This window comes from Microbacterium sp. zg-B185, from assembly GCF_030246885.1.
In the GTDB taxonomy this organism is placed as follows: Bacteria; Actinomycetota; Actinomycetes; order Actinomycetales; family Microbacteriaceae; genus Microbacterium.
The window spans coordinates 2,647,555-2,671,990 of record NZ_CP126739.1; the positions used below are offsets into that span (position 1 = coordinate 2,647,555).

At 69.9% G+C, this 24,436-nt stretch carries 25 protein-coding genes, 1 pseudogene and 1 riboswitch; of the genes and pseudogenes, 20 read left to right on the plus strand and 6 right to left on the minus strand.

Annotated features, from left to right (window positions below):
* The first annotated feature begins 104 nt into the window (after positions 1–104).
* The 11 genes and pseudogenes from sdhC (at position 105) to QNO12_RS12785 (ending at position 9,931) form a co-directional block, all read left to right on the plus strand.
* Positions 105–539, plus strand: a complete 435-nt coding sequence (gene sdhC, locus QNO12_RS12740) for a succinate dehydrogenase, cytochrome b556 subunit (RefSeq protein ID WP_257503070.1) — start codon at positions 105–107, stop codon at positions 537–539.
* Complete coding sequence (locus tag QNO12_RS12745) at positions 539–988, plus strand: succinate dehydrogenase hydrophobic membrane anchor subunit (RefSeq protein WP_257503071.1); 450 nt, start codon at positions 539–541, stop codon at positions 986–988. The genes sdhC and QNO12_RS12745 overlap by 1 nt, the downstream gene beginning before the upstream one ends.
* A 46-nt stretch (positions 989–1,034) precedes the next feature.
* The gene (sdhA, locus tag QNO12_RS12750; RefSeq protein ID WP_257503072.1) at positions 1,035–2,849 is read left to right on the plus strand and encodes a succinate dehydrogenase flavoprotein subunit; all 1,815 of its coding nucleotides are present in this window, start codon (positions 1,035–1,037) and stop codon (positions 2,847–2,849) included.
* Between the two features lie 2 nt (positions 2,850–2,851).
* Entirely contained in the window at positions 2,852–3,664 is an 813-nt protein-coding gene (locus tag QNO12_RS12755) for a succinate dehydrogenase iron-sulfur subunit (protein WP_257503073.1), read from the plus strand.
* 19 nt (positions 3,665–3,683) lie between these two features.
* Positions 3,684–4,919: an MFS transporter gene (locus tag QNO12_RS12760; RefSeq protein WP_257503074.1), complete on the plus strand. Its 1,236-nt coding sequence runs from the start codon at positions 3,684–3,686 to the stop codon at positions 4,917–4,919.
* Positions 4,920–4,928: 9 nt separating this feature from the next.
* Positions 4,929–6,242: a YihY/virulence factor BrkB family protein gene (locus QNO12_RS12765; protein WP_257503075.1), complete on the plus strand. Its 1,314-nt coding sequence runs from the start codon at positions 4,929–4,931 to the stop codon at positions 6,240–6,242.
* A 10-nt stretch (positions 6,243–6,252) separates the two neighbouring features.
* A complete protein-coding gene (locus QNO12_RS12770) occupies positions 6,253–7,101 on the plus strand; it encodes an exodeoxyribonuclease III (RefSeq protein WP_257503076.1) in 849 nt (282 codons plus the stop codon).
* Between the two features lie 78 nt (positions 7,102–7,179).
* Positions 7,180–8,184, plus strand: coding sequence for a tryptophan--tRNA ligase (trpS, locus tag QNO12_RS12775; RefSeq protein WP_257503077.1), 1,005 nt, complete (start codon positions 7,180–7,182; stop codon positions 8,182–8,184).
* A gap of 210 nt (positions 8,185–8,394) precedes the next feature.
* Positions 8,395–8,598, plus strand: a pseudogene (locus QNO12_RS17045) (GNAT family N-acetyltransferase); the annotation flags it as partial.
* A 61-nt stretch (positions 8,599–8,659) separates the two neighbouring features.
* Complete coding sequence (locus tag QNO12_RS17050; RefSeq protein WP_308495362.1) at positions 8,660–9,019, plus strand: GNAT family N-acetyltransferase; 360 nt, start codon at positions 8,660–8,662, stop codon at positions 9,017–9,019.
* A 39-nt stretch (positions 9,020–9,058) separates the two neighbouring features.
* The gene (locus tag QNO12_RS12785; protein ID WP_257503078.1) at positions 9,059–9,931 is read left to right on the plus strand and encodes an Fpg/Nei family DNA glycosylase; all 873 of its coding nucleotides are present in this window, start codon (positions 9,059–9,061) and stop codon (positions 9,929–9,931) included.
* Positions 9,932–9,946: 15 nt separating this feature from the next.
* Here QNO12_RS12785 and glpK read toward each other — a convergent pair whose 3' ends face one another.
* Positions 9,947–11,470, minus strand: a complete 1,524-nt coding sequence (glpK, locus tag QNO12_RS12790) for a glycerol kinase GlpK (protein WP_257503079.1) — start codon at positions 11,468–11,470, stop codon at positions 9,947–9,949.
* Between the two features lie 68 nt (positions 11,471–11,538).
* Positions 11,539–13,308 carry a glycerol-3-phosphate dehydrogenase/oxidase gene (locus QNO12_RS12795; protein WP_257503080.1) on the minus strand — a complete coding sequence of 590 codons (1,770 nt, stop codon included), beginning with the start codon at positions 13,306–13,308 and terminating at the stop codon, positions 11,539–11,541.
* A gap of 215 nt (positions 13,309–13,523) precedes the next feature.
* Positions 13,524–13,683: riboswitch (FMN riboswitch) on the plus strand.
* Positions 13,684–13,738: 55 nt separating this feature from the next.
* Between QNO12_RS12795 and ribD the strand changes: the two genes are divergently transcribed.
* From ribD to QNO12_RS12820, 5 genes are all read left to right on the plus strand, one after another.
* Positions 13,739–14,782 carry a bifunctional diaminohydroxyphosphoribosylaminopyrimidine deaminase/5-amino-6-(5-phosphoribosylamino)uracil reductase RibD gene (gene ribD, locus QNO12_RS12800; protein WP_257503081.1) on the plus strand — a complete coding sequence of 348 codons (1,044 nt, stop codon included), beginning with the start codon at positions 13,739–13,741 and terminating at the stop codon, positions 14,780–14,782.
* Positions 14,782–15,459: a riboflavin synthase gene (locus QNO12_RS12805; protein ID WP_257503082.1), complete on the plus strand. Its 678-nt coding sequence runs from the start codon at positions 14,782–14,784 to the stop codon at positions 15,457–15,459. Before ribD ends, QNO12_RS12805 begins: the two co-directional genes overlap by 1 nt.
* A complete protein-coding gene (gene ribA, locus QNO12_RS12810; RefSeq protein WP_257503083.1) occupies positions 15,456–16,751 on the plus strand; it encodes a GTP cyclohydrolase II in 1,296 nt (431 codons plus the stop codon). Before QNO12_RS12805 ends, ribA begins: the two co-directional genes overlap by 4 nt.
* Positions 16,748–17,221: a 6,7-dimethyl-8-ribityllumazine synthase gene (gene ribH / locus QNO12_RS12815; protein ID WP_257503084.1), complete on the plus strand. Its 474-nt coding sequence runs from the start codon at positions 16,748–16,750 to the stop codon at positions 17,219–17,221. Before ribA ends, ribH begins: the two co-directional genes overlap by 4 nt.
* Before the next feature lie 79 nt (positions 17,222–17,300).
* Positions 17,301–17,663, plus strand: coding sequence for a Fe-S protein (locus QNO12_RS12820; RefSeq protein WP_257503085.1), 363 nt, complete (start codon positions 17,301–17,303; stop codon positions 17,661–17,663).
* Between the two features lie 23 nt (positions 17,664–17,686).
* On the opposite strand, the gene QNO12_RS12825 is transcribed toward QNO12_RS12820, so the two are convergent.
* From QNO12_RS12825 to QNO12_RS12840, 4 genes are all read right to left on the minus strand, one after another.
* The gene (locus QNO12_RS12825; protein ID WP_257503242.1) at positions 17,687–18,505 is read right to left on the minus strand and encodes an ABC transporter permease; all 819 of its coding nucleotides are present in this window, start codon (positions 18,503–18,505) and stop codon (positions 17,687–17,689) included.
* Positions 18,506–18,519: 14 nt separating this feature from the next.
* A complete protein-coding gene (locus QNO12_RS12830) occupies positions 18,520–19,428 on the minus strand; it encodes an ABC transporter permease (RefSeq protein ID WP_374761038.1) in 909 nt (302 codons plus the stop codon).
* Entirely contained in the window at positions 19,425–20,366 is a 942-nt protein-coding gene (locus QNO12_RS12835) for an ABC transporter ATP-binding protein (protein WP_257503086.1), read from the minus strand. The genes QNO12_RS12830 and QNO12_RS12835 overlap by 4 nt, the downstream gene beginning before the upstream one ends.
* Before the next feature lie 63 nt (positions 20,367–20,429).
* Complete coding sequence (locus QNO12_RS12840; protein ID WP_257503087.1) at positions 20,430–20,885, minus strand: MarR family winged helix-turn-helix transcriptional regulator; 456 nt, start codon at positions 20,883–20,885, stop codon at positions 20,430–20,432.
* A gap of 128 nt (positions 20,886–21,013) precedes the next feature.
* Between QNO12_RS12840 and QNO12_RS12845 the strand changes: the two genes are divergently transcribed.
* The 4 genes from QNO12_RS12845 (at position 21,014) to QNO12_RS12860 (ending at position 24,410) form a co-directional block, all read left to right on the plus strand.
* The gene (locus QNO12_RS12845) at positions 21,014–21,478 is read left to right on the plus strand and encodes a MaoC family dehydratase (protein WP_257503088.1); all 465 of its coding nucleotides are present in this window, start codon (positions 21,014–21,016) and stop codon (positions 21,476–21,478) included.
* Complete coding sequence (locus QNO12_RS12850) at positions 21,475–22,395, plus strand: SDR family oxidoreductase (protein WP_257503089.1); 921 nt, start codon at positions 21,475–21,477, stop codon at positions 22,393–22,395. Before QNO12_RS12845 ends, QNO12_RS12850 begins: the two co-directional genes overlap by 4 nt.
* Positions 22,396–22,403: 8 nt before the next feature.
* Positions 22,404–24,011, plus strand: coding sequence for an AMP-binding protein (locus QNO12_RS12855; protein ID WP_257503090.1), 1,608 nt, complete (start codon positions 22,404–22,406; stop codon positions 24,009–24,011).
* Between the two features lie 183 nt (positions 24,012–24,194).
* Complete coding sequence (locus QNO12_RS12860) at positions 24,195–24,410, plus strand: AsnC family protein (RefSeq protein ID WP_257503091.1); 216 nt, start codon at positions 24,195–24,197, stop codon at positions 24,408–24,410.
* The last annotated feature ends 26 nt before the right edge of the window (positions 24,411–24,436 follow it).

Genomic DNA, 24,436 nt, shown 5'->3' on the forward strand with positions numbered 1-24,436 from the left:
GGCCTCCGTCGCCTCGCCTGCGTGAGCGGTCCTAGGATGGAGAAGAGCCGGCGCATGGTCCGCACCGGGCTGAAACGATCCCGCACCCTTCAGGGAGGACGACCGTGTCCGCAGGCACACGCTTGACACCGTCGGTATCCGAGACCACCTCGAAAGTCCCGCGCGGAACGCTGTACCGCGGGCGCGAGGGCATGTGGTCCTGGGTACTGCACCGCATCACGGGGGTTGCGATCTTCTTCTTCCTCCTCGTCCACGTCCTGGACACCGCGCTGATCCGCGTCTCCCCCGAGGCGTACAACGCCGTCATCGGCACGTACAAGAACCCGATCATGGGCCTCGGTGAGGTCGTGCTGGTCGGCGCGATCGCGTACCACGCCTACAACGGTCTGCGCATCATCGTGGTGGACTTCTGGGCGAAGGGTGCCCGTCTGCAGCGTCAGCTCTGGTGGGGAGTCATCGGACTGTGGCTGGTGACGATGCTCGCATTCACGCCCCGTCATCTCATGAACGTCTTCGCCACGATGGGAGGCGGCCACTGATGACTGCTGACACCATCGCCGCACCGCGCACTCCGCACACCGCACCGCGTCGCTCCGGACCCAACCTGGAGAAGTGGGGCTGGATCTACATGCGCGTCTCGGGCGTGCTGCTGGTCGTGCTCATCTTCGGCCATCTGTTCGTCAACCTGATGCTCGGCGAGGGCATCCACGGTCTGGACTTCGCGTTCGTCGTCGGCAAGTTCGCCAGCCCGTTCTGGCAGTGGTGGGACGTCCTCATGCTGTGGCTGGCGCTGATCCACGGCGCCAACGGCATGCGCACTGTCACCAACGACTACATCACCCATCCCAAGGTGCGCCGCGTCCTGGTGTGGGCGATCTGGCTGGCCGCCGGATTCCTCATCCTTCTGGGCACGCTGGTCGTCTTCACCTTCGACCCGTGCCTGGGCGTCACCGCGGACAGTTCCCTGTGGGACATGTGCCAGGCCTGACCTACGCCCCGACGACACACCAGACAGACATAGAGGCATCCTTCACGTGAGCACCCAGAGCCCCCAGAGTCCCGACAGCATCGTCCGAGACGGCGTCCACTACCACCAGTTCGACATCGTCATCGTCGGAGCCGGCGGCGCCGGCATGCGCGCGGCGATCGAAGCCGGGCCGGGCGCACGGACCGCCGTCATCTCGAAGCTGTACCCGACGCGCTCGCACACCGGCGCGGCGCAGGGCGGCATGGCTGCGGCGCTCGCCAACGTCGAAGAGGACTCCTGGGAGTGGCACACGTTCGACACGGTCAAGGGCGGCGACTACCTCGTCGACCAGGATGCCGCCGAGATCCTCGCCAAGGAGGCGATCGACGCCGTCATCGATCTGGAGAACATGGGGCTGCCGTTCAACCGCACCCCCGAGGGCAAGATCGACCAGCGCCGATTCGGCGGACACACCGCCGATCACGGCAAGACGCCCGTGCGCCGGGCATGCTACGCCGCCGACCGCACCGGCCACATGATCCTGCAGACGCTCTTCCAGAACTGCGTCCGCCTGGGCATCAACTTCTTCAACGAGTACTACGTGCTCGACCTGATCACCGTCATCGATGACGACGGGGCCACGCAGGTGGCCGGAGTCGTCGCTTACGAGCTGGCGACCGGCGACCTGCACGTGTTCCACTCCAAGGCGGTCATCTTCGCCACGGGTGGCTTCGGGAAGATCTACAAGACCACCTCCAACGCGCACACCCTCACCGGCGACGGCGTCGGCATCCTCTGGCGCAAAGGCCTGCCGCTGGAGGACATGGAGTTCTTCCAGTTCCACCCGACCGGCCTGGCCGGTCTCGGTATCCTGCTCACCGAGGGCGCCCGAGGCGAGGGCGCGATCCTGCGCAACGCATCCGGCGAGCGGTTCATGGAGCGCTACGCGCCCACCATCAAGGACCTCGCTCCCCGCGACATCGTGAGCCGCTGCATGCAGCAGGAGGTCGCCGAGGGGCGCGGCGCCGGTCCGCACAAGGACTACGTGCTGCTGGACTGCACACACCTCGGCGCCGAAGTGCTCGAGACCAAGCTGCCCGATATCACCGAGTTCGCCCGCACCTACCTCGGCGTCGATCCGGTGGTCGAGCCTGTGCCCGTCATGCCCACCGCGCACTATGCGATGGGCGGCATCCCCACCAACAACAACGCCGAGGTCCTCTCGACCAACACCAACGTGGTGCCCGGCTTGTACGCCGCCGGTGAGTGCGCCTGCGTCTCGGTGCACGGCTCCAACCGCCTGGGCACCAACTCGCTGCTGGACATCAACGTCTTCGGCAAGCGCGCCGGCCGCAACGCCGTCGAGTACGTCAAGACGGCCGAGTTCGTGCCGCTCCCGGAGGATCCCGCCGCCGAGGTGCGCGGCCTCATCGAGGGCCTGCGAGCCGGCACCGGCACCGAGCGCATCGCCGTCCTGCGCAAGAAGCTCCAGGAAGAGATGGACAAGAACGCGCAGGTCTTCCGGACCGACGAGTCGCTGACCTACGTGCTGGATGTCATCGAGGAACTGCGCGGCCGGTTCAAGAACATCCACGTCGACGACAAGGGCAAGCGGTACAACACCGACCTGCTCGAAGCGGTCGAGCTGGGCTTCCTGCTCGACATCGCCGAGGTCGTGGTGGTCGCCGCCCGCAACCGCAAGGAGAGCCGCGGCGGGCACATGCGCGACGACTACCCCAAGCGCGACGACGAGACCTACATGAAGCACACCATGGCCTACCTGTCCGGGGATGCCGGATCCTCGCATTCCGATGACCACATCCGCCTGGACTGGAAGCCCGTCGTGATCACGCGCTACCAGCCGATGGAGAGGAAGTACTAGAGATGGCGTCCACGCTCGTAGAGACCGCTGATTCCTCGACCGCGCTCGGCGTGGACTCCGCCACCGGCCAGGCAGGCAGTTCGCCCGCGGCCGAGTCCGGCATCCAGTCGTTCCTGGTCACGTTCATCATCCGGCGCTTCAACCCCGAGGTGGATGAGGAGCCGCGCTGGGTGGACTACGACGTCGAGCTGTATTCCACCGACCGCGTCCTGGATGCCCTCCACAAGATCAAGTGGGAGGTCGACGGATCGCTGACGTTCCGGCGCTCCTGCGCCCACGGCATCTGCGGCTCCGACGCGATGCGCATCAACGGCCGCAACCGGCTCGCCTGCAAGACCCTCATCAAGGATCTGGACATCTCGCAGCCGATCTACGTCGAGGCGATCAAGGGCCTGCCGCTGGAGAAGGACCTCATCGTCGACATGGAGCCGTTCTTCGCGTCGTTCCGCGACGTGCAGCCGTTCCTGATCGCAAACTCCACGCCCGAGCCGGGCAAGGAGCGCATCCAGTCGATCGTGGACCGCGAGGTCTTCGACGACACCACCAAGTGCATTCTCTGCGCGGCATGCACCTCCTCGTGCCCCGTCTTCTGGACCGATGGACAGTACTTCGGTCCCGCTGCGATCGTCAACGCGCACCGGTTCATCTTCGACTCGCGCGACGACGCGGGCGATGTCCGCCTGGACATCCTCAACGACAAGGAGGGCGTGTGGCGCTGCCGCACCACCTTCAACTGCACTGAGGCATGCCCCCGCGGCATCGAGGTGACCAAGGCGATCGCCGAAGTGAAGCAGGCCATCCTCCGCGGACGCTGACCGCCGGTATGCTCCGAGCGTGAGCACCCCTCCGGTTTCCGCCTTACGCTCGCGAGCTGCCGTCAGCGCCGCGTACGCCGCGCAAGGGTTCGGCTACGCGGTGGTGGTGACCTCGCTGCCGGTGTTCAAGGACCGTCAGGGGATCGACGACGTCGGGGTCTCGCTGATCGTCCTGCTGGTATGCGTGACGGCGGCGGTCGGCTCGATCATCGCGGATGTGCTGGCCAAGTGGCGGGGCAGCCGAGTCGCTCTGAGCGTTGCGCTGGCGTTCGAGGTCCTCGCCCTCGTCGCGATCGTGCTGACTGCCCTGGTGCCGGGGCTTGCGCTCTGGGTGTTCGTGGCCGCGTTCGGCATCTACGGGATCGGTCTGGGCGGCGTGGACGCCGCGGGCGCCATGCAGGGCGTGCTCGTGCAACGGCGATACGGACGCGACATCATGGGCGGATACTTCGCCGCCTACACCGCCGCCGCCATCGTCGGGGCCCTCGCCGTGGCCGGCTCGACGGCGGTCGGGCTTGCCGTGGTCATGCCGCTCACGCTCGCCGCGATCGTGGCGAGCGCGGTGGCGCTGCTCGGTGCAGGCGCGTTCGACCCGGCGCGGGCTGCGGCGCCGGTGGGCCGGCACGGCAAGGCACCGCTCCCCCGACGCGGGATCTGGCTCTTCGGCTTCGTGCTGCTCGCGGCGTTCACCGTGGATTCGGCGGTGAGCACCTGGAGCACCGTGTACCTGCAGGATCAGCTGCTGACCGCTGGCGCCCTGGCGCCGCTGGGCTACGCCGCCTATCAGGCGGCGATCCTGGTCACGCGGCTGCTCACCGATCCCGCCGTCGGGCGGTTCGGCCGCACCCGGGTCGTCCTCGCCGCCGCGGTCATCTCCCTCCTGGGATGCGGGCTGGTCGCGCTCCTGCCGTTCCCGGTCGCCGCCATCGGGGGGTTCGCTCTGGCCGGCGTGGCCGTAGGCGCGCTCGTGCCGCTGACCTTCACCTCCGCCGGTGCGCTGGCCCCGGCGCGCAGCGACGAGATCATCGCCCGCGTGAACCTGTTCAACTACGTCGGCGCGGTGCTGGGAGCGGTCATGCTCGGCCTCCTCGCCGACTCTCCCGGCCTGGGAGTCGCCTTCCTGCTTCCGGCGGCCCTCCTGGTGCCGGTGCTGCTGACCGCGCGGCGGTTCCGTGCACCCGTGGCCCTCACCTCCTCAGCGCCGCTGACCGCCGTCTCCGCGGGCGGCGAAGCCGCGGCATCCGTCGATGACTAACCTGTCACCGTGAGCCACAAGAGCGCATCCGAGGCGCGCACCGCCGCAGCGGAGGCCGCCCGCACGGAGCAGACGCTCCGGCAGAGGTGGGAGGGGACGCAGGGTTCCATCCGCGAGCGCATCGACGAGCCCATCCAGGCCGCCACCCGGCTCACGCAGCGGACGCTGGCGTGGTTCCCGGTACGCGTGTGGCGCCACTTCCTCCAGAACAACGGCTTCCTGCTCGGGGCGGGCATCAGCTACCAGGGGCTGTTCGCGATCTTCGCCGCCATCTACGTCACCTTCGCCGTCACCGGACTCTGGCTCGGCGGCAACACCGAGGCCGTCAACGCGGTGATCACGCTGATCAACAGCTACATCCCCGGGCTGATCGGCCCGCAGGGAGTCATCACCACAGCGGAGGTTCAGGAGATCGCCTCAAACGCGACCGGGGCGCTGAGCATCACCGGGCTGATCGCATTCGGTGCCGTGATCTGGACCGCGATCGGCTGGGTGACCTATTCGCGGCGCGGCGTGCGGGACATGTTCGGAATCCCCCCGGACCGGCGCAGCTACGTGCTGCTGAAGGCGCGCGACCTGGCCGCGGCTCTCATCTTCGGCGCAGCGCTGATCGTCGGCGCGGCGCTGACCTGGGTCAGCTCGTGGGCGCTGTCCTGGCTGCTCTCGCTGTTCGGGATCGACCTGGGCCCGGGCATGGTCGATGTCAGCATTCGCATCGGGTCGGTGATCGTGTCGTTCGCGATCAACGCGGCCGCCCTCGCGGCCCTGTTCCGATTCCTCACCGACACGTCGCTGCAGTGGCGCATGATCTGGCCCGGCGCACTGCTGGGCGGGGCGGCGCTGACGGTGCTCCAGTTCAGCGCCGGTGTGCTGGTCAGCTACACCCCGTCCAACCCGCTGCTGGCCACGTTCGCGATCTTCGTCGGCCTGCTGCTGTGGTTCAAGATCAGCGGGATCATCATGCTGGTGGCTGCCGCCTGGATCGCGGTGGCGTCCCAGGACAAGCACATCCCGATCTTCGCCCCGAGCGAGGCCGAGCAGATCGCTGCGGAGCACCGCGCACTCCTCCTGGCCGCGCAGGTGCGCCTGCGCGCGGCGCGGGAAGCCCGCGCGACCGCCCCCTGGTATCGCGCGTGGCGCGCCGACTTCGCCGTCCGGGAGGCCGAGGACGAGCTGCGAGAGGTGGAGGCGTCCGCACCCCCGCCGCGCCCGGCCGCCTCCGCGCACGCGGCGCGCGCGGCGGCACGCAAGGCCACCGCCGTGACGCCCGCTCCCGATCCGGCCGCGCCGGTGCACACGCCGCATGTCCGGCGTGGTCATTAAGCTGAGACGCGTGCCACATCGCGTCCGCATCGCCTCGATCAATGTCAACGGGATCCGGGCGGCGACCCGCAAGGGCATGCTCGAATGGCTGGATGCCGCGGACGTGGACATCATGGCACTGCAGGAGGTCCGCGCCAGCGCCGACGAGCTGAGGCTTGCGCTGCCGGGGTGGGAGCTGGTCAACGACGAGGCCCTCGCCAAGGGCCGCGCCGGCGTCGCGATCGCAAGTCGGATCGTGCCGGTGCAGGTGCGCACCGTGCTCGGCCAGGAGGGCCTGGACAGCGCGGGCAGATGGCTCGAGGCCGACATCGAGATCGACGGCGAACGCCTCACCGTGGTCAGCGCGTACGTGCACACCGGCGAGGCCGATACGCCCCGCCAGGATGCGAAGTGGGCGTTCCTGGACGCGATGGAGGCTCGCCTGCCGCTCCTGGCCGCGGCATCCCCGCTGTCCCTGGTCATGGGCGATCTGAACGTCGGGCACCGCGAACTGGACATCCGCAACTGGAAGGGCAACGTCAAGAAGGCGGGCTTCCTGCCCCGCGAGCGCGCCTACTTCGACCGCTTCCTCGGCCCCGCCGGCGCACAGGTCACGGGGGTCGACGGGTCCACCGGCACGGGGCTGGGCTGGGTGGATGTCGGGCGCGCACACGCCGGCGAGATCGACGGCCCGTACACGTGGTGGTCGATGCGGGGGCGGGCGTTCGACAACGACTCCGGCTGGCGCATCGATTACCACCTCGCCACCCCGCAGCTGGCCGCGCGGGTCACCGATTACCGCGTCGTTCGCGCCCCGTCCTGGGACACCCGCTGGAGCGATCACGCGCCCGTGGTCGCGGACTACCGGCTCGGCAGCTGACGCGCGGGCGTGCGCCTGCGATGCTCGGGAATCCCCTGCACCGGAGGTCGCGGCATCCGTCGCCCCTAGAATCAGGAGGTGACGAAACCTCGCTTGTACTCCGGCATGCAGCCCTCCGCCGACTCGCTCCAGATCGGCAACTACATCGGAGCGCTGCTGCAGTGGCGCGACCTGCAGGAGGCTTACGACGCGTTCTTCTCGGTCGTGGACCTGCACGCCCTGACGCAGCCGAACGATCCGGCCGAGCTGCGCGAGAAGACGCGTCGCACCGCCGCGCAGTACATCGCGGCCGGCATCGAGCCGTCCAAATCCACCCTCTACGTGCAGTCGCACGTCCCCGCGCACCCCGAGCTCGCGTGGATCCTCTCCACCATCACCGGCTTCGGCGAGGCCGGACGGATGACCCAGTTCAAGGACAAGTCCCAGCGCTACGGCACCGACGCGACATCGGTCGGCCTGTTCACCTATCCGGTGCTGATGGCTGCGGACATCCTGCTGTATCAGACCGACATCGTGCCGGTCGGGGACGATCAGAAGCAGCACGTCGAGCTGACCCGCGATCTGGCGGAGCGGTTCAACTCCCGGTACGGCGAGACATTTCGGGTGCCGATGCCGGTGATCCAGAAGGACACCGCGCGCATCTACGACCTGCAGAACCCGACCGCGAAGATGTCCAAGTCGGCGGAGTCCGATGCCGGGACCCTGTGGCTGCTGGATGACCCGTCGCTGAGCGCCAAGAAGATCATGCGCGCGGTCACCGACAGCGAGGGTTCGGTGCGGTACGACCGCGAGGCCAAGCCCGGCGTGTCGAACCTGCTCGTCATCTACGCGGCCCTGACCGGGCGGCAGATCCCCGCGATCGAGGACGAGTACGCCGGTCGCGGATACGGCGACTTCAAGAAGGGGCTGGCCGAGGTCGTGGTGGGCGAGTTCGGTCCGGTCCGCGCCCGCGCCCTCGAGCTGCTGGACGACAAGGCCGAGCTGGACCGCGTGCTGGCCGTCAACGCCGGGCGCGCCTCCGAGGTCGCCGACCGCACCGTCGCCGACGTCTACGACAAGGTCGGCCTGCTGCGCCGGGCCTGAGGCCCGCCCCGCTCTGCTATCGCGCTCGGCAGCCCCGCTCGCCTGTCACGCTCGGCTGCCCCGCTCGCCTGTCACGATCGGCGCGCCCCGCCGGCGTGTTGTGACAGGCGAGCCGGAGGCCGACCGACGCCTGTGCCGCGCCACGCACCGACAGCCCCGCTCCCCTGTCACGATCCGCGCGCCCCAGCGGCGTGTTGTGACAGGCGAGCAATGGGGGAGCGAGTTCTTCTCGCGGGGCTGTGCGCGCGGGCGGCTAACCTGGCCGGGTGGAACCCTGTCACCCTGGTCACGGAACGGCTGACCCTCTCCGCGCCGACGGACGCGGACGTCGACGCGATCTACGCCGCGTGCCAGGACCCGGACATCCAGCGGTACACCACGCTCCCCTCGCCCTACGAACGGCGTCACGCGAACGGCTTCATCCCCTTCGCGCGCACCCGCCGGGCCCAGGACGCGGAGGCCACGTGGGCGATCCGTGAGGACGGCCCGGCTGGCCGGCATGATCAGCATCAACGGCATCAGCGCGGGCGGCACCGGAGAGATCGGCTACTGGGTGGCGCCGACGGCCCGTCGCCGCGCCGTGCTCACCGAGGCGGCCCGCGCCGTGATCGATTGGGGCTTCAGCGGCGCCGGTCCGGCACTGCAGCGGCTCCAGTGGCGCGCCGTGGCGGGCAACGTCGCCTCCGCGCGGTCCGCGCGCGCCCTCGGGTTCCGGTACGAAGGGCTCCTGCGCGGCGCCCTGGCCAACTCGTTCGGGCGGGACGACGGCTGGATCGCCGGGCTGCTGCCGCAGGACGACCGGATGCCGCAGCCCTGGCCGGTGCTCCCCGACTGAGCCGGGCCCTCCCAGACCACCACGTGGAAGGATGGAACCATGCCGGAGATGCCCGAAGTCCAGGGGCTCGTCGACTTCCTGGGTGGACGCACGACGGGCCTGACGATCACGCGGGTCACCGTCGCGGCGTTCGCGGCGCTGAAGACCTACGACCCTCCGGTGGACGCCCTGGTCGGCGCCGAGATCACCGGCGCAACGCGGCACGGCAAGTTCATCGACCTGGCCACCACCACGACGGATGCCGCACCCCATCTGATCTTCCATCTCGCCAAGGCCGGGTGGCTGAGGTGGTACGACGAGCTTCCTGCGACCATCATCCGCCCGGGCAAGACCCCCATCGCCCTGCGGGTGGCGTTCTCGGACGGGTCCGGATTCGATCTGACCGAAGCGGGCACCAAGAAATCCCTCGCCGTGTACGTGGTCACCGATCCGCAGGACGTGCCCGGAATCGCGCGGCTGGGACCCGATCCGCTCGATCCGGCCTTCACGCGCGACACGCTCGCCGGGCTGGTGCAGGGTCGGCGCACGCAGATCAAGGGCGTGCTGCGCGATCAGTCGATCCTGGCCGGGGTGGGCAACGCCTATTCGGATGAGATCCTGCACGACGCCCGGATGTCGCCGTATGCCCTCGCAGCGACCCTCACCGACGAGGACATCGACGGACTGCACGCCGCGATGACCCGCACACTGGCCGAGGCGGTCGCCACGGCATCCGGCAAGCCGCCCGCCGAGCTGAAGGATGCCAAGCGTCGCGGTATGCAGGTGCACGGCCGCCGCGGCGAGACCTGCCCGGTGTGCGGCGATGTCGTGCGCAGCGTCTTCTTCGCCGACAACTCGCTGGAGTACTGCGCCACCTGCCAGACCGGCGGCAAGATCCTCGCCGATCGCCGGCTCTCGCGACTGCTCAAGTAGACCTCGCCGGAGGCGTCAGGACAGCGCCGTGACGTCCTCGTCGACCCAGTCCAGCGACTTCGTCACGGCCTTGCGCCACAGCCGCATCCGCCGGTCGGCCTCCTCCGCCGGCATCGTCGGCTCCCACCGCCTGCCCTCGCGCCACTGGCCCCGCAGCGCGTCGCGGCCCGACCACACCCCGGTGGCCAGCCCGGCCGCGTACGCGGCGCCGAGCGCCGTCGTCTCGATGATCGCCGGCCGCACCACGGGGATCCCGAGGATGTCGGCCTGGAACTGCATCATCAGGTCATCCCGCGACCCGCCGCCGTCCACGCGCAGCTCGGTCAGCTCGCGGCCGGTGTCGGCCACGATGGCGTCGATGACATCACGCGACTGAAAAGCGGCCGCCTCGATCGCGGCCCGGGCGATATGCGCCTTGTTCACGTACCGGGTCAGCCCGACCAGCGCGCCGCGCGCGTCCGGGCGCCAGTAGGGGGCGAACAGGCCGGAGAACGCCGGTACGAAGTACGCCCCGCCGCTGTCGTCCACGGTCGAGGCGAGCCGGGCCACCTCGGGAGCCGAGCTGATGATGCCGAGGTTGTCCCGCAGCCACTGCACGAGGGATCCGGTCACGGCAATGGATCCCTCCAGCGCATACGAGGTCGGCTCGTCTCCGCAGCGGTAGGCCACGGTGGTGACCAGCCCGTGCGTGGAGCGGACGATGTCCGTGCCGGTGTTGACCAGCAGGAAGTTGCCGGTGCCGTACGTGTTCTTGGACTGCCCCGGGTCGAATGCCGCTTGGCCGAAGGTGGCCGCCTGCTGGTCGCCGAGGATCCCGGCGATCCGGATGCCCCGTGCCGCGGCAGGTTCGAGCACCTCGCCGATCACCCCCGACGAGGGCACGATCTCGGGCAGCATCGCACGCGGGATGCCGAACACCGCGAGCAGGTCGTCCGACCAGTCCAGCGTGCTCAGGTCCATCAGCAGCGTGCGGCTGGCATTGGTGACGTCGGTGACGTGGATCCCGCTGCGCGTGTCCCCGGTCAGGTTCCAGATCACCCACGTGTCGGGTGTGCCGAACAGCAGATGCCCCGCCTCGGCATCGGCTCGCGCACCGGGCACGGAATCGAGGATCCATGCGATCTTCGACGCCGAGAAGTACGTCGCCAGCGGCAGGCCGGTGCGCTCGGCGAACCGGTCGGTGCCGCCGTCCGCGGCGAGCCGATCGATGAGAGACTGCGTGCGGGTGTCCTGCCAGACGATCGCGTTCGTCACCGGTCGGCCGGTGCGGCGGTCCCAGACGATCGCGGTCTCGCGCTGGTTGGTGATCCCCAGGCCCGCGACATCCTGCGGCGCCAGGCCGGCATCGTCCAGAACCGTGGCGATCACCCACTGCGTGTTCGTCCAGATCTCGATCGGGTCGTGTTCGACCCAGCCCGCCCGGGGGAAGATCTGCTCGTGTTCGCGCTGAGCGACGGCGACGATTCCGCCGTGGCCGTCGAACACGATGGCGCGCGTCGAGGTGGTCCCCTGGTCCAGCGCCAGCACATGATCCGACACGAGCTCTCCTTCGGGTCCCTGCGCGGCTCGAGTCGCCGCGCCGGCGCGCGCGGCCGGCTCCGGTCAGGCTATCGCGATGCGGAGGACCCTGCGGATGCCGCGTCCGACCAGGTCGGATCCGCCGCGTGCACCTGCGTCAACGCCCGGGTGGTCTGTGCGCGTCGCTGCGCGAGGTCCCACCCCCGCACCGGTGCGATCGCCTCCGCGACCTCGGCGGCCGACTCCGCGGTGACGGCGCCGATGAAGGCCAGGCTGGTGCGGCGCAGCAGGATGTCATCGAGGTGCACGACGCATTCCGCGCGGGCGAGGTGGCGCAATTCCGCGGTGCTGAAGTCCGGCAGCGTCCGCAGCGGCCGGTCGTCCGGGTCCGCCGTGATCGCCGCGATGACCTCGGCGGCGGTCGTGCCGTAGCGATCGAGCAGGGTCGCGACCCGGGCGAGGGGCAGCGCATCGCGGTGCGCGTCCATCCACCGTCGGCGCGCGCGCTCGGTGGTCGGGTAGCCGCGGCCGCCGCCGATCGGCACTCCCCTGGTCGAGCTGCGCCGCGGACGCGCGAGCAGCCCGAGGACGTGATCGGCGAGGTTCTCCGCCGACGCGCGGAAGGTCGTCCACTTGCCGCCCACCAGGCTGAGCACCGTGGCGCTGGCCTGATCCTCCCCCGGCTCAGCCCCGGCCTCCCGGCCGGCCGACGAGCGGACCAGTGGCGCGGACTCGATGCGGTAGTCCCGCGAGACGAAGCCGGGCGCCAGCTCACCGTGTCCGGGCAGCGGCCGTACGCCCGCGAAGCGGTACACGATGCTGCTGCGATCCACCGCGATGTCGGGCAGGACGTAGCCGACCAGATCGAGGAAGTAGTCGACCTCCGCCTCGGTGCACACGATCGGGTCGCGCATGTCGTGCTCGAGGTCGGTGGTGCCGACCAGGACGCGGCCCTTCAGCGGGTAGATGAGCACGATCCGGCCGTCCCTGTGCTCGAAGAACAGCTCGCGCCCGCCCGTGGCGGCCAGCAGCGCGGGGTGGTCCAGCACGATGTGCGAGCCCTTCGTGCCGCCCATGTACTGCGTCGGATCGCCGAGTGCGAGGTTGGTGACATCGGTCCACGGCCCGGACGCGTTGACGATCACGGATGCGACGAACCGCACCTGCGCACCGCTGTCCTGGTCGCGCAGGACGATTCCGCCGTCGTCCACCCCGACAGCGGCGGTGTAGTTGGCCGCACGCGCCGAGTTGCCCCCGGCCGTGAGACCGTCGCGCAGCACGTCGATGGCCAAGCGCTCCGGATCGTGCAGCGACGCGTCCCAGTACGTCGCGGTGTACTTGACCCCCGCGTTCAGGTGCGGCAGCTGTTGCAGTGACCTGCGCCGTCCGTGGAACTCGTGGCGAGGCACCCGGCCGCCGCCGCGCGAGAAGGAGTCGTAGATGACCAGGCCGATCTTGATCAGAGCGGCCCCGCGTTCGCGGTGCGTGCCGCCCCCGTGCCGCAGGAAGCGCAGTGGGGCGGTCAGCACGCCGGAGAAGGTGGAGAAGATGGGAATCGTCGTCTGCAGCGGCCGCACGTAGTGCGGCGCGATCTTCAGCAGGCCGTTGCGTTCGGTCACCGCCTCGTGCACGAGCCGGAATTCCCCGTTCTCGAGGTATCGGATGCCGCCATGGATCATGTGCGAGGAGCCCGCGGAAGCACCGCTGACGAAGTCGGCGCGCTCCACCAGCGCGACATCCACGCCCTGCATCGCCAGATCCCGGAACGTCGCCAGACCGTTGATGCCGCCCCCGACCACCAGCACGTCGGCGTACGGGCGCGCGGCGAGCGCTTCGAAGCCCGTCTGTGCGTGTGTCATCCGCTCCCTGTGCTCTCAGCCCCGCCTCGGTGCGCAGCGCCGGGGTGCGCACCCCGTCGTCGCTGTCGCTCGGCCCTTCCAGGCTACGGGGCGGCAGGGGCTCGGGCGCCGCGCACACGAGCGCGCACAGGGTTCGTTCAGTCGCCGTTCCCGCCGCACGCCCACGCCGGCCGGAATGAATTCCCCCTCGGTGCGTTGACTACACTGAAGTGCAATACGTGCTCCGGGGTCGGTGGGAATCCGAACCGGCGGTGACAGTCCGCGAGCCGAGGTGACAGCATCCGATTCGGGTGCGCCGAGGCTGATCCGGTGGAAATCCGGGACCGACGGTGATGCAGCAGAAATGCTGCGAGTCCGGATGGGAGGCAGCACGGGCGGTGCCTGCGCGCCGCCGATCGCCAATCCCGGAGCCTGAAGAAGAAGGATTCGGATGCCGGTGAACGGTGCGGAGCGGGATGCGATGATCCGTGCGCTGGAGCTGGCGCGCAACGGCCCGCGCGGCGTCAACCCGCAGGTCGGCGCGGTCATCCTCTCCCCCGACGGCGACGTGCTCGCCGAGGGGTGGCACCGTGGTGCCGGCACCGTGCACGCCGAGGTGGACGCGCTGTCCCAGCTGGCCGACGGCGCCGCGCGCGGCACCACCGCGGTGGTCACCCTCGAGCCGTGCAACCACACCGGCCGGACCGGTCCCTGCGCCGTCGCGCTGATCGAGGCGGGCGTGTCCCGCGTGATCTTCGCGGTGGACGACCCGAACCCCGAATCGACCGGTGGTGCGCAACGGCTGCGCGAGGCCGGGGTCTCCGTCGAATCCGGCGTGATGGCGGAGGAAGGCACCGAGCTGCTGGCCTCCTGGCTCACCGTGCAACGGCTGGGCCGGCCGCACGTCACCGTCAAGTGGGCGCAGAGCCTGGACGGACGCGCCGCAGCATCCGACGGCACCAGCCAGTGGATCACCGGAGCGGACGCGCGGGCGGACGTGCACCGTCGCCGCGCGGAGGCCGACGCGATCGTGGTGGGCATCGGCACGGTCCTGGCCGACGACCCGGCGCTGACCGCCCGCCGTCCGGACGGGACGTTGTACGACAGCCAGCCGGTGCCGGTCGTGCTCGGCGACCGCCGGCTGCCGGAGGATGCCGCCCTGCGCAGGCACCCACGGCAGCTGCTGCACCGCTCGGGCAGCGACCTGCCCGCGGTCCTGTCCGAACTGCGCGCGCTGGGCGCCCAGCGGGTGTTCGTCGAAGGCGGCCCGACCATCGCCAGCGCATTCCTGCGCGAGCACCTCGTCGACGAGGTGCTCGCCTACGTCGCCCCGACCCTGATCGGTTACGGCGCCGACGGCACCGACCACCCCGCGCTCGGCCGCCTCGGCGTCGACACCATCTCTCAGCAGCGGCGCCTGGCCGTGTCATCCGTGCAGATGCTCGGCCGGGACCTGCTGCTGACCGCACACCCCGCCACGCAAGGAGACCTCTGATGTTCACCGGAATCGTCGAAGAGATCGGGGCCGTCACGGCCGTCGACCCGTCCGGAGACGGCGTGCGGCTGCGAGTGCATGCGCCCAAGGCGGTATCGGACGCCGCCCACGGCGACTCCATCTCGGTCAGCGGCGTCTGCCTCACCGTGGTCGATCGCGGCGATGACTGGTTCACGGCAGATGTGATGAAGCAGACCCTCGACATGTCCACCCTGGCCGGGGTCGCGGCCGGTCGACCGGTCAACCTGGAGCGGGCAACCGCCGCACACGGGCGCCTCGGCGGGCACATCGTGCAGGGCCACATCGACGGCACCGGTGAGCTTCTGCAGGTCCGCCCCGGAGCGCAGTGGCGCGTTCTGCGCGTCGGCCTGCCCGCCGCGCTCGCTCCGCTGGTGGTCGACAAGGGCTCCATCTCGGTCGACGGCGTCTCACTGACGGTCAGCGCGGTCAGCCCCGCCGATTCCGACGCCCCCTGGTTCGAGGTCTCGCTCATCCCCGAGACGCTCGCGGCCACGACGCTCGGCTCCCGCGCGGTCGGCGACCTGGTCAACCTCGAGACCGACATCCTGGCGCGTCACGTGCAGCGCCTGCTCGCGTTCACCCCTTCCGCGGTCACCACCGCGACGGTCGATACCCCCGCGGCCCCCGCCGCCCAGACAGAAGGAGGCTCCCGATGAGCCTTTCCCCCATCTCCGCCGCCCTCGACGCGCTCCGCGCGGGCCGCCCCGTGATCGTCGCGGACGACGAGAACCGCGAGAACGAAGGGGATGTCGTGCTCTCCGCCGAGCTGGCCACCCCGGAATGGATCGCGTGGACCGTCCGCTGGTCCAGCGGCTTCATCTGCGCGCCGATGCCCGGCGAGTGGGCCGACCGCCTCGACCTGCCCCCGATGGTCGAGGTGAACGAGGACGCGCGCGGCACCGCCTACACGGTCAGCGTGGATGCCGCGGACCGGGTCTCGACGGGCATCTCCGCCTCCGACCGCGCCCACACCCTCAACGTCCTGGCCGACCCGCAGTCCACGCCCACCAGCGTGATCCGACCCGGCCATGTGCTGCCGCTTCGTGCGGTCGACGGCGGCGTGCGCGAGCGCGGCGGGCACACCGAGGCCGCGGTCGAGCTGATGCGCCTGGCCGGCCTGAAGCCGGTCGGCGCGATCGCGGAGGTCGTGGCCGAGGACGGCTCGATGATGCGACTGCCGGGACTGCTCGAGCTCGGCGAGCGCGACGGCGTGCCGGTGATCACGATCGAGCAGCTGATCGCCCACCTGAACGAGCACCAGCCGATCGCGGCGACCACCCACTCACCGCACCGCCGGCGGGTGAGCCTGCGCGCCGAGGCCAATGTGCCCACCGCGCACGGCGGCTTCCGGTTCCTGGCCTACAAGGACCGCATCACCGGCACGGACCACCTCGCGGTCGTCTCGGGCGACCTGTCCGAGGATGCCCCCCTCGTCCGGGTGCACTCGGAATGCCTGACCGGGGAGGCGTTCGGCTCGCTGAAGTGCGAATGCGGTCCGCAGCTGGACGCGGCGCTGGACGCGATCGAGCAGGACGGCGGCATCGTCATCTACATGCGCGGTCACGAGGGGCGCGGCATCGGGCTGATCAACAAGCTGCGCGCGTACAGCCTGCAGGAGCGCGGGCTGGACACCGTCGACGCGAACCTGGCCCTCGGGCTGCCCGCCGACGCGCGCGACTATGCCGCGGCGGCCGGCATCCTGGCCGACCTGGGTGTGGAGAAGGTGCGCCTGCTGACCAACAACACCGACAAGGTGACGCAGCTGCGCGAGCTCGGGCTCGAGATCGTCGAGCAGGTTCCACTGCTGGTCGGCGTGGGGCCGAACAACCACCAGTACCTGTCCACCAAGCGCGACCGCATGGGCCACCTGATCGCCGAGGAGGACCTGACCGACGCCCTCGCACAGATGCACGAGGTCACCGCACCCGCCCGGGGGGCCGGCGCATGAGCGGGAAGGGTGCGCCGATCGTCGGCGGCAGCGACGCGTCGTCCCTGAACGTGGTGGTCGTGGCCGGGACCTGGCACCAGGTCATCACCGACGGTCTGATCGCCGGCGCAGAGCGCACCCTGGAGGCGGCGGGCGCGACGTGGCAGCTCGTGCGCGTCCCCGGCTCGTTCGAGCTGGCGCTCGCGGCGCAGGCGGCGTTCGCCGCCGGCGCCGACGCGGTCGTCGCGCTCGGCGTCATCATCCGGGGCGGAACACCGCACTTCGACTACGTCTCGGCGGCCGCGACCGACGGCTTGACCCGGGTGGCGCTGGACGCCGGCAGGCCGGTCGGCTTCGGCCTGCTCACCCTCGACGACGAGCAGCAGGGACTGGACCGGGCTGGCCTGCCGGGCTCTCACGAGGACAAGGGCGCCGAAGCGGCGGATGCCGCCGTCCGCACCGCCCTGGTGCTCGCACAGCTGCGCGCCTGACCCGGAGCGGGCACGCGGCGCGGGCGTCTGCGCCGCCCCCTGCTGGTGGACCGCCGCGTCCGGGACTAGCGTGCCGACCATGGACGCTCTCGAAGTGCTTCGTCAGATCGTCGTACTCATCCACCTCAGCGGCTTCGCGGTCCTGTTCGGCGCCTGGGCGGTGGAGGTCTACAACCGTCGCGTGCAGACCACTTCGCTGATGAGCATCGGCCTGACCATCTCATTCGTCGCGGGGCTGATTCTGGCGGCGCCATGGGGGATCTCCTACGACCTGAATTACGTCAAGATCGGCGTGAAGCTGGTGGTGCTGATCATCATCGGCGCACTGCTGGGCATCGGATCCGCGCGGGAGCGCAAGGGCGGGAGCATCCCTCCGGCGGCGTTCTGGCTGGTCGGCATCCTGACCCTGCTCAACGCAGGCATCGCGCTGCTCTGGCGCTGACCGCGCCGTCCGGGTCGGCCGCGTCAGTCCAGGAACAGTGCGCGCAGCCGCTTGGTCGTGAACACCAGGCCGACCGCGATCATCACGACGTAGTACAGCACGTGCCACAGCATGCCCCAGGACAGGGCACCGGTGGTCAGCCCGCGGACCAGCTCGACCCCGTGCCAGAGCGGGAAGATCTTCACCAGCACCTGGATGAACTCCGGGTACACAGTGATCGGGTACAGCGTCGCCGAGAACAGGAACATCGGCAGCAGCACGAAATTGATCCACTCCATGTGCTGGAACGCCTTCATATAGCTGGTGATCGCCATGCCGAGACTCGCGAAGCCGAACGCGATCAGCAGGACGGCGGGCAGTGCCAGGATCGCCGTCCACGAGAGGTTCAGCGAGAACAGCTGCATGATGATCATGAACCCGGTGGCGTACAGCAGCCCGCGCAGCAGCGCGTAGAGGATCTCGCCGAGCGCCACATCCAGCGGACCGAGCGAGGTGGACAGCATCCCCTCGTACAGCTTTCCGTAGTTGAGCTTGAAGAAGACGTTCCAGGTGGAGTCGTAGATCGCGCCGTTCATGGCCGAGACCGCCAGCAGGGCGGGCGCGATGAACTGCGCGTAGCTGACCTCCAGGCCGGTGGAGGTCTGGACAGTGCCGACCAATGCGCCCAGCCCGATCCCCATCGAGGCGAGATAGAACACCGGCTCGAAGAAGCCGGAGAGGACCACGACCCAGCTGGAGGAGCGCGCAGCCAGAAGGCCGCGCTGCACCACCGCGCCGGGGTTGCCCGACCACAGTGCGCGCACTCCCCCGGCGCGCCGCTGCGGTGCGCCGGTGCCGGTCATGGTGCCCGCGGCGCTCATGCGGCCAGCCTCCGCTGGAAGACGCGCCGGGCCAGCAGGTACCCGCCGATGGTGAGCACCAGCAGATAACCGATGTGCACGGCCAGCATCGCCGGCGCGATGGGCCGACCGTAGCTGAGCCAGCGCCCCAGTTCGGACGCGTGCCAGAGCGGGGAGATCCAGCCGATCCACTGCAGCCACAGCGGCAGGGTGGCCAGCGGGAAGAAGGTGCCCGAGAACAGGAACATCGGCATGAAGAGGAACCGCTGGACCAGCGCGAACTGGCCCTTGTCCTCCTGGACGGATGCCGCGTAGGCCATCAGCGGGACCCCGAAGGCGAGCCCGGCCAGGATCGCCACGAACACCGACAGCCACCCGGTCGCGGCATCCGGAATCGCCTGGAACAGATACAGGAAAGCCGTGTACGCGACAGCGACCACGACCATCCGCGCCGTCGCACCGAGCACGACGCCGGTCGCGATCTGCGCGGAGGACAGCGGCGAAGCGCTGAACCCGAAGAAGTAGCGACGCCACTTGAACCCGGCCATCACCGGATAGGTGAACTCCTCGGTGGCCACCGAGATGGTCGCCGTCATCAGCAGCGCCGGGGCGACGAAGACGAGGTAGGACACCTCCACGCCGCCGTCCTGGATGTTCGCCTGGATGAGCGCCGCCAGCCCCACCGCCAGTCCGAGCAGGTACAGGATCGGCTGCCCCAGCGCGCCCACGATGATCGTCCAGCCGTAGGCGCGCATCGCCCGGACCATGTGCTCGGTCACGTACCACGCGCCGAAGGCACGCGGCTTGCGGCCCCACTGCATGGCCTCCGCGCGCAGCTCCTCGAGCGACGGCTGCGCCAGCACCGCGGGCTCCGAGGTTCGGGACGAGCGGACCGGCTCGGGCAGCTCGTCGGACGGCCGGGTCATTCGATCAGCGACCTTCCGGTGAGCCGGAGGAACACGTCCTCGAGGCTGGACCTGCGCACCAGCGACGTGACCGGCTGCAGCCCGCGCTCGGTGACGCGCTCCAGGGCGGCCTCGCCGTTGTCGGTGTAGATCAGCACGCGGTCGGGCAGGACCTCCACCCGCTCGCCGATCCCCTGCAGCTGCGGCTCGACCTGCTGGTTGCGCTCCGAGCCGAACCGCACCTCCAGCACCTCACGGCTGGAGTGTCGGCGGATCAGTGCGGATGGCGTCCCCTCCGCCATGATCCTGCCCTTGTCGACCACGACCAGGCGGTCGCAGAGCTGCTCCGCCTCGTCCATGTAGTGCGTGGTCAGCACGAGCGTGGTGCCGCGCTCCTTCAGCCGGAACAGACGGTCCCACAGCACGTGCCGCGCCTGCGGGTCAAGGCCCGTGGTGGGCTCGTCAAGCAGCAGGATGCGGGGGTCGTTGATCAGGCCGCGAGCGATCGTGAGACGCCGCTTCATCCCCCCGGAGAGCTGATCCACCTTGCTCTTGGCCTTGTCCTCCAGGGCCGCGAAGGCGAGCAGCTCATCGGCCTTCTGGGCGCACACGGCACCGGGCAGGCCGAAGTAGCGTCCATAGATGTACAGGTTCTCGCGCGCGTTCAGCTCCGCGTCCAGGTTGTCCTGCTGCGGCACCACCCCCAGGCGCGAGCGGATCTCGGGACCGTACTGGTCCGGGTCCAGGCCGAGGATGCTCAGCCGGCCGCTGGTGCGGGTGGAGACGGCCCCGATCATCTTCATCGTGGTGGACTTGCCGGCTCCGTTGGGTCCGAGCAGCCCGAACGACTCCCCCGCTGCGACCTCGAACGAGAGCCCGTCCACCGCGAGGAAGTCGGGCTTGCCCTTCAGCTTGTAGGACTTGACGAGCTCGGACGCGGCGATGACGGGCGCTGGCACCGCACCACCCTAACGCCCGCGTCGGACGTTCTGCGCGACCGCCCGCGTGGCACGTTCGGCCGATCAGGTCGTGACAGGGGGCGGCACGCGATGCCCGGCCTGACCCAGCGCGTTGCGGCACCGGCGCAGGTAGTCGGCGAACTGCACGCGCTCCTGCTCGGACAGGTCCGACACCAGCAGTTCCTCGAGCTCGTCCACCTGAGGCGCGAGCCCGGCGACCGCATCGGCTCCACTTTCGGTGAGATACAGCAGGATCCGCCGGCCGTGCTGGGGGTCGTGCTCCCTGCGCACCAGACCCGCTTCCAGCAGGGGGTCCACCGTCGCCGCCATCGTCTGAGCGCGCACGAACGAGCGGCGCGCCAGCTCGGAGCTGGTGATGCCGGGACGCCGGGCGAGCACGGTCATCGCCGTGTACTGAGCCGCCGTCATCCCCGCGCTCGCACACGCCTCGTAGAAGCGCGGCCGCAGCGCGAGGTCGAGCTGCTTGATCACGTAGATGAGATTCCCCTGCCGATCCATGCTCTTCCTCTCCCAGGTGCGGTTCAGGCTAACGCAGGCGAAGTGACAAGTGGGGCAGTTTCAGGTAACCTGACATAAACAGGGGCGCGGCCGTGCCCGTGGATCGACGTGTTCGAAGGAGAATGCCCATGCAGGAGGCCGTCGCACTCTCGACCGCCATTGAGGATCTCGCGACTCTGCGGGGCACGGCCTTCGGGCCGTCGTCGTGGCGAGAGATCACTCAGGACGAGGTCGATCTGTTCGCCCGGGTGTCCGGGGATCACAACCCCATCCACCTGGACGCCGAGTTCGCCGCATCCACGCCGTTCGGCACCCGGATCGCACACGGTCTGCTCACCTTGAGCCTCGTGGTGCCGCTCATGGCCGAGGTGTTCGAGGTCACCGGCGCCGGAATGGGCATCAACTACGGGCTGAACAAGGTCCGCTTCCCCGCGCCGGTTCCGGTCGGATCCCGCATCCGCGTGCACGGAGTGGTCTCCGAGGTCACCGAGGTCGCCGGCGGCTGGCAGATCGAAGTACCCGTCACCTTCGAGATCGAGAATTCCGTCAAACCCGCCTGCGTGGCCGAATTCGTGCTGAGGTACTACCGATGAGCCAGAACACTCCCGACGACATCCGCCTGGACGGTCGCGTCGCGATCGTCACCGGAAGCGGCCGGAGCCTCGGTCGCGCCTACGCCGAAGCGCTGGCCGCGGCCGGCGCCGCCGTCGTGGTCAACGATGTCGACCCGACCACGGCCGCCGAGACGGTGACGGCGATCACCGACGCGGGCGGACGTGCCGTCGCGGTCGTCGCCCCGGTCGGGCCCGCCTCGACCGCAGACGCCCTGGTGGATGCCGCACTGACCAACTTCGGGCGGCTGGACATCCTCGTCGCCAACGCGGGGGTGCTCCGCGACCGCGTGCTGTGGAAGATGGGCGATGATGACTTCGACGCCGTCGTGGACACCCACCTGCGCGGCACGTTCACGTGCGGTCGCGCCGCCGCGATCGCGATGCGCGCACAGGCCGAGGGCGGGCGGATCATCCTCATCGGGTCGCCCGCCGGCCAGTACGGCAGCTTCGGCCAGACCAACTACGCGGCCGTCAAGGCAGGGCTGGTCGCCATGGCACGCACCTGGTCGCTCGAACTCGGGCGTGCCGGCATCACGGCCAACGCGGTCATCCCCACCGCCCTGTCGCCGATGACCGCGACGATCCCGGCCTACACGGCGGTGTACGAGGACTTCGTGGCCGGCCGGCCGATCCCCACGGAGTTCCGCCGCGACCACGCCCTGGGCTCCCCCGAGGACGTCGCGCCGCTGATCGTGTGGCTGGCATCCGAGCTGTCCGCAGATGTGACCGGGCAGGCCATCGGCATCGGCGGCGACCGGATCACCCTCTACTCGCACCCGAGCTCGCTGCGGACGGTCGATTCCGACGGAGGCTGGAGTGCGGCCGGCATCGACGCCGCCTGGCGTTCCGAGCTGGCGGCGCTCGCGCAGCCGTCCGGTCCACCGTCACGGGACTGAGGCCGCCGATGAAAGGTCACTACAGCGACGTGTGGCAGGCCGTGGCGGCCGAGCTGCCGGATCGACCGGCGATCGCCACCCGCGAGACCACCATGTCGTATCGCGATTTCGCCAGGGATGCCGGCGCGTTCGCGACGCGCCTCCAGGACGCCGGGATACGCCCCGGCGACGCGGTCGCGATCCTGATGTACAACCGTCCGGAGTACCTCGTCGCGCTGTTCGCCTGCTTCGCGACCGGCATCGCTCCGGTGCCGATCAACTACCGCTACCGCGCCACGGAGGTCGCCGAGCTGCTGCAGGACTCGCAGGCCGCGGCGCTGCTGTTCCCGACCTCGCTCACCGAGGTCGCCGCGGCGGCGGTCGCCGATGCGGCGAGCACGCCGTTGCTGATCCAGGTCGATGACGGTGGCCCTCGACTCGAGGGCGCGCTGGTGTACTCCGAGATCGTCGCCGGGGCCGGGCAGCTGCCGCCGACGCCGCCCGAGGGTGGGGAGCTGCGCCTCTACACCGGCGGGACGACGGGCCGGCCGCGCGCGGTGGTGTGGGGCACGCAGGACATCCTCGAGGTGCAGCTGTACTCCATCTACGCCTCCTCCGGGCTGGCGGCGCCCGACACGATGGCCGATGTCGTGCGGGTGGCGGCGGATCCGACAACGCCCAGGGTCGCGACACTTCCGCTGGCGCCGTTCATGCACGGCACCGCCCTGTTCACCTCGATGAACACGCTGGTGCTGGGTGGGACCGTGATCATCCACGCCTCGCCTCGACTGGACGCCGATGAGGCGGTCCGCCTCGCGGTGGACAAGGGCGCCACCCGGGTGATCGTCGCCGGCGACGCGGTCGCGCTCCCCCTTGTGGAGGCGGCGGAGCGGGCCGGTGTGACGCGACTGGGCGATGTGGATTCGGTCATCAGCTCCGGGATGCGCTTCAGCGACGCGACGAAGGAACGGTTGCACCGGCTCGGCGACATCTCGATCATCGACCTGCTCGCCTCGACCGAGGGCGGCCCCTTCGCCGTCAGCGTCACCGCACGGTCGGAGGATCTTCCGGGCCGCCTGCGGATGCTCCCGGGTGCGGTCGTGCTCGACGAACAGCTGCGCGAAGTGCAGGACACGGTCGGCGCCCGCGGCGTCCTGGCATTCCGGGGAACGCTGCCCAAGGGCTACTTCGGCGATGAGGAGAAGTCCCGCGCGACCTTCCCGGAGATCCGCGGCGTTCGTCATGTGATGCCCGGCGACTGGGTCGAGGTTCTCGACGACGGCTGCGTGGAGCTGCTCGGACGTGGCAGCTCGGTGGTCAACACCGGCGGCGAGAAGGTGTATCCGGTGGAGGTGGAGGATGCGCTGCTGGCCCACCCGTCCGTCGCCGACGCCATCGTCTTCGGACTTCCGGACGCACGATTCGGTGAAGCGCTGACGGCGATCGTGGTGCCGACCGACGGAGCCGTCGTGACGGAGGCGGACCTGCGCGCACACGTGGAACCGCTGCTCGCCGGCTACAAGAAGCCGCGTCGGATCCTGGTGCGCCCGAGCCTGGAGCGCAGCCCGCACGGCAAGATCGACATGGCCCGGCTGAAGCAAGACGCCGCCGGAGAGCTCGCGGCACAGGACGGCTGACCGCCTGCCACGCCGCTTTCCGCGCCCGAGCGTGCCCCGTCCGATCCGTCGGACGGGGCACGCTCGTCTGTCCCTGCGGCGCACCACGGCGGGTGTCAACATCTATTGACATGTCCGCATGCGTCAACTATTGTTGACGCGGATGCCGTGGCCGCGGCATCCGGAATCCGAAGGACGAAGCGCATGAATGGCAACGACATCCGGACTCTGATCGGGTCGGTGCCCGAGGGTGCGCCCATCGCGGAGTTGCACCGGCTCGCCGCTGTGCGTCGCGAGATCGCTCGCGCCGAGGAGGTCCAGGTCCGACGAGCGCGGAACCTCGGCTACTCCTGGCAGGCGATCGCGGCCGCCCTCGGCGTGAGCCGCCAGGCCGTCCACAAGAAGTACGGTCGTACGTGACCCCCGAAGGAACCAGAGGTGCAACT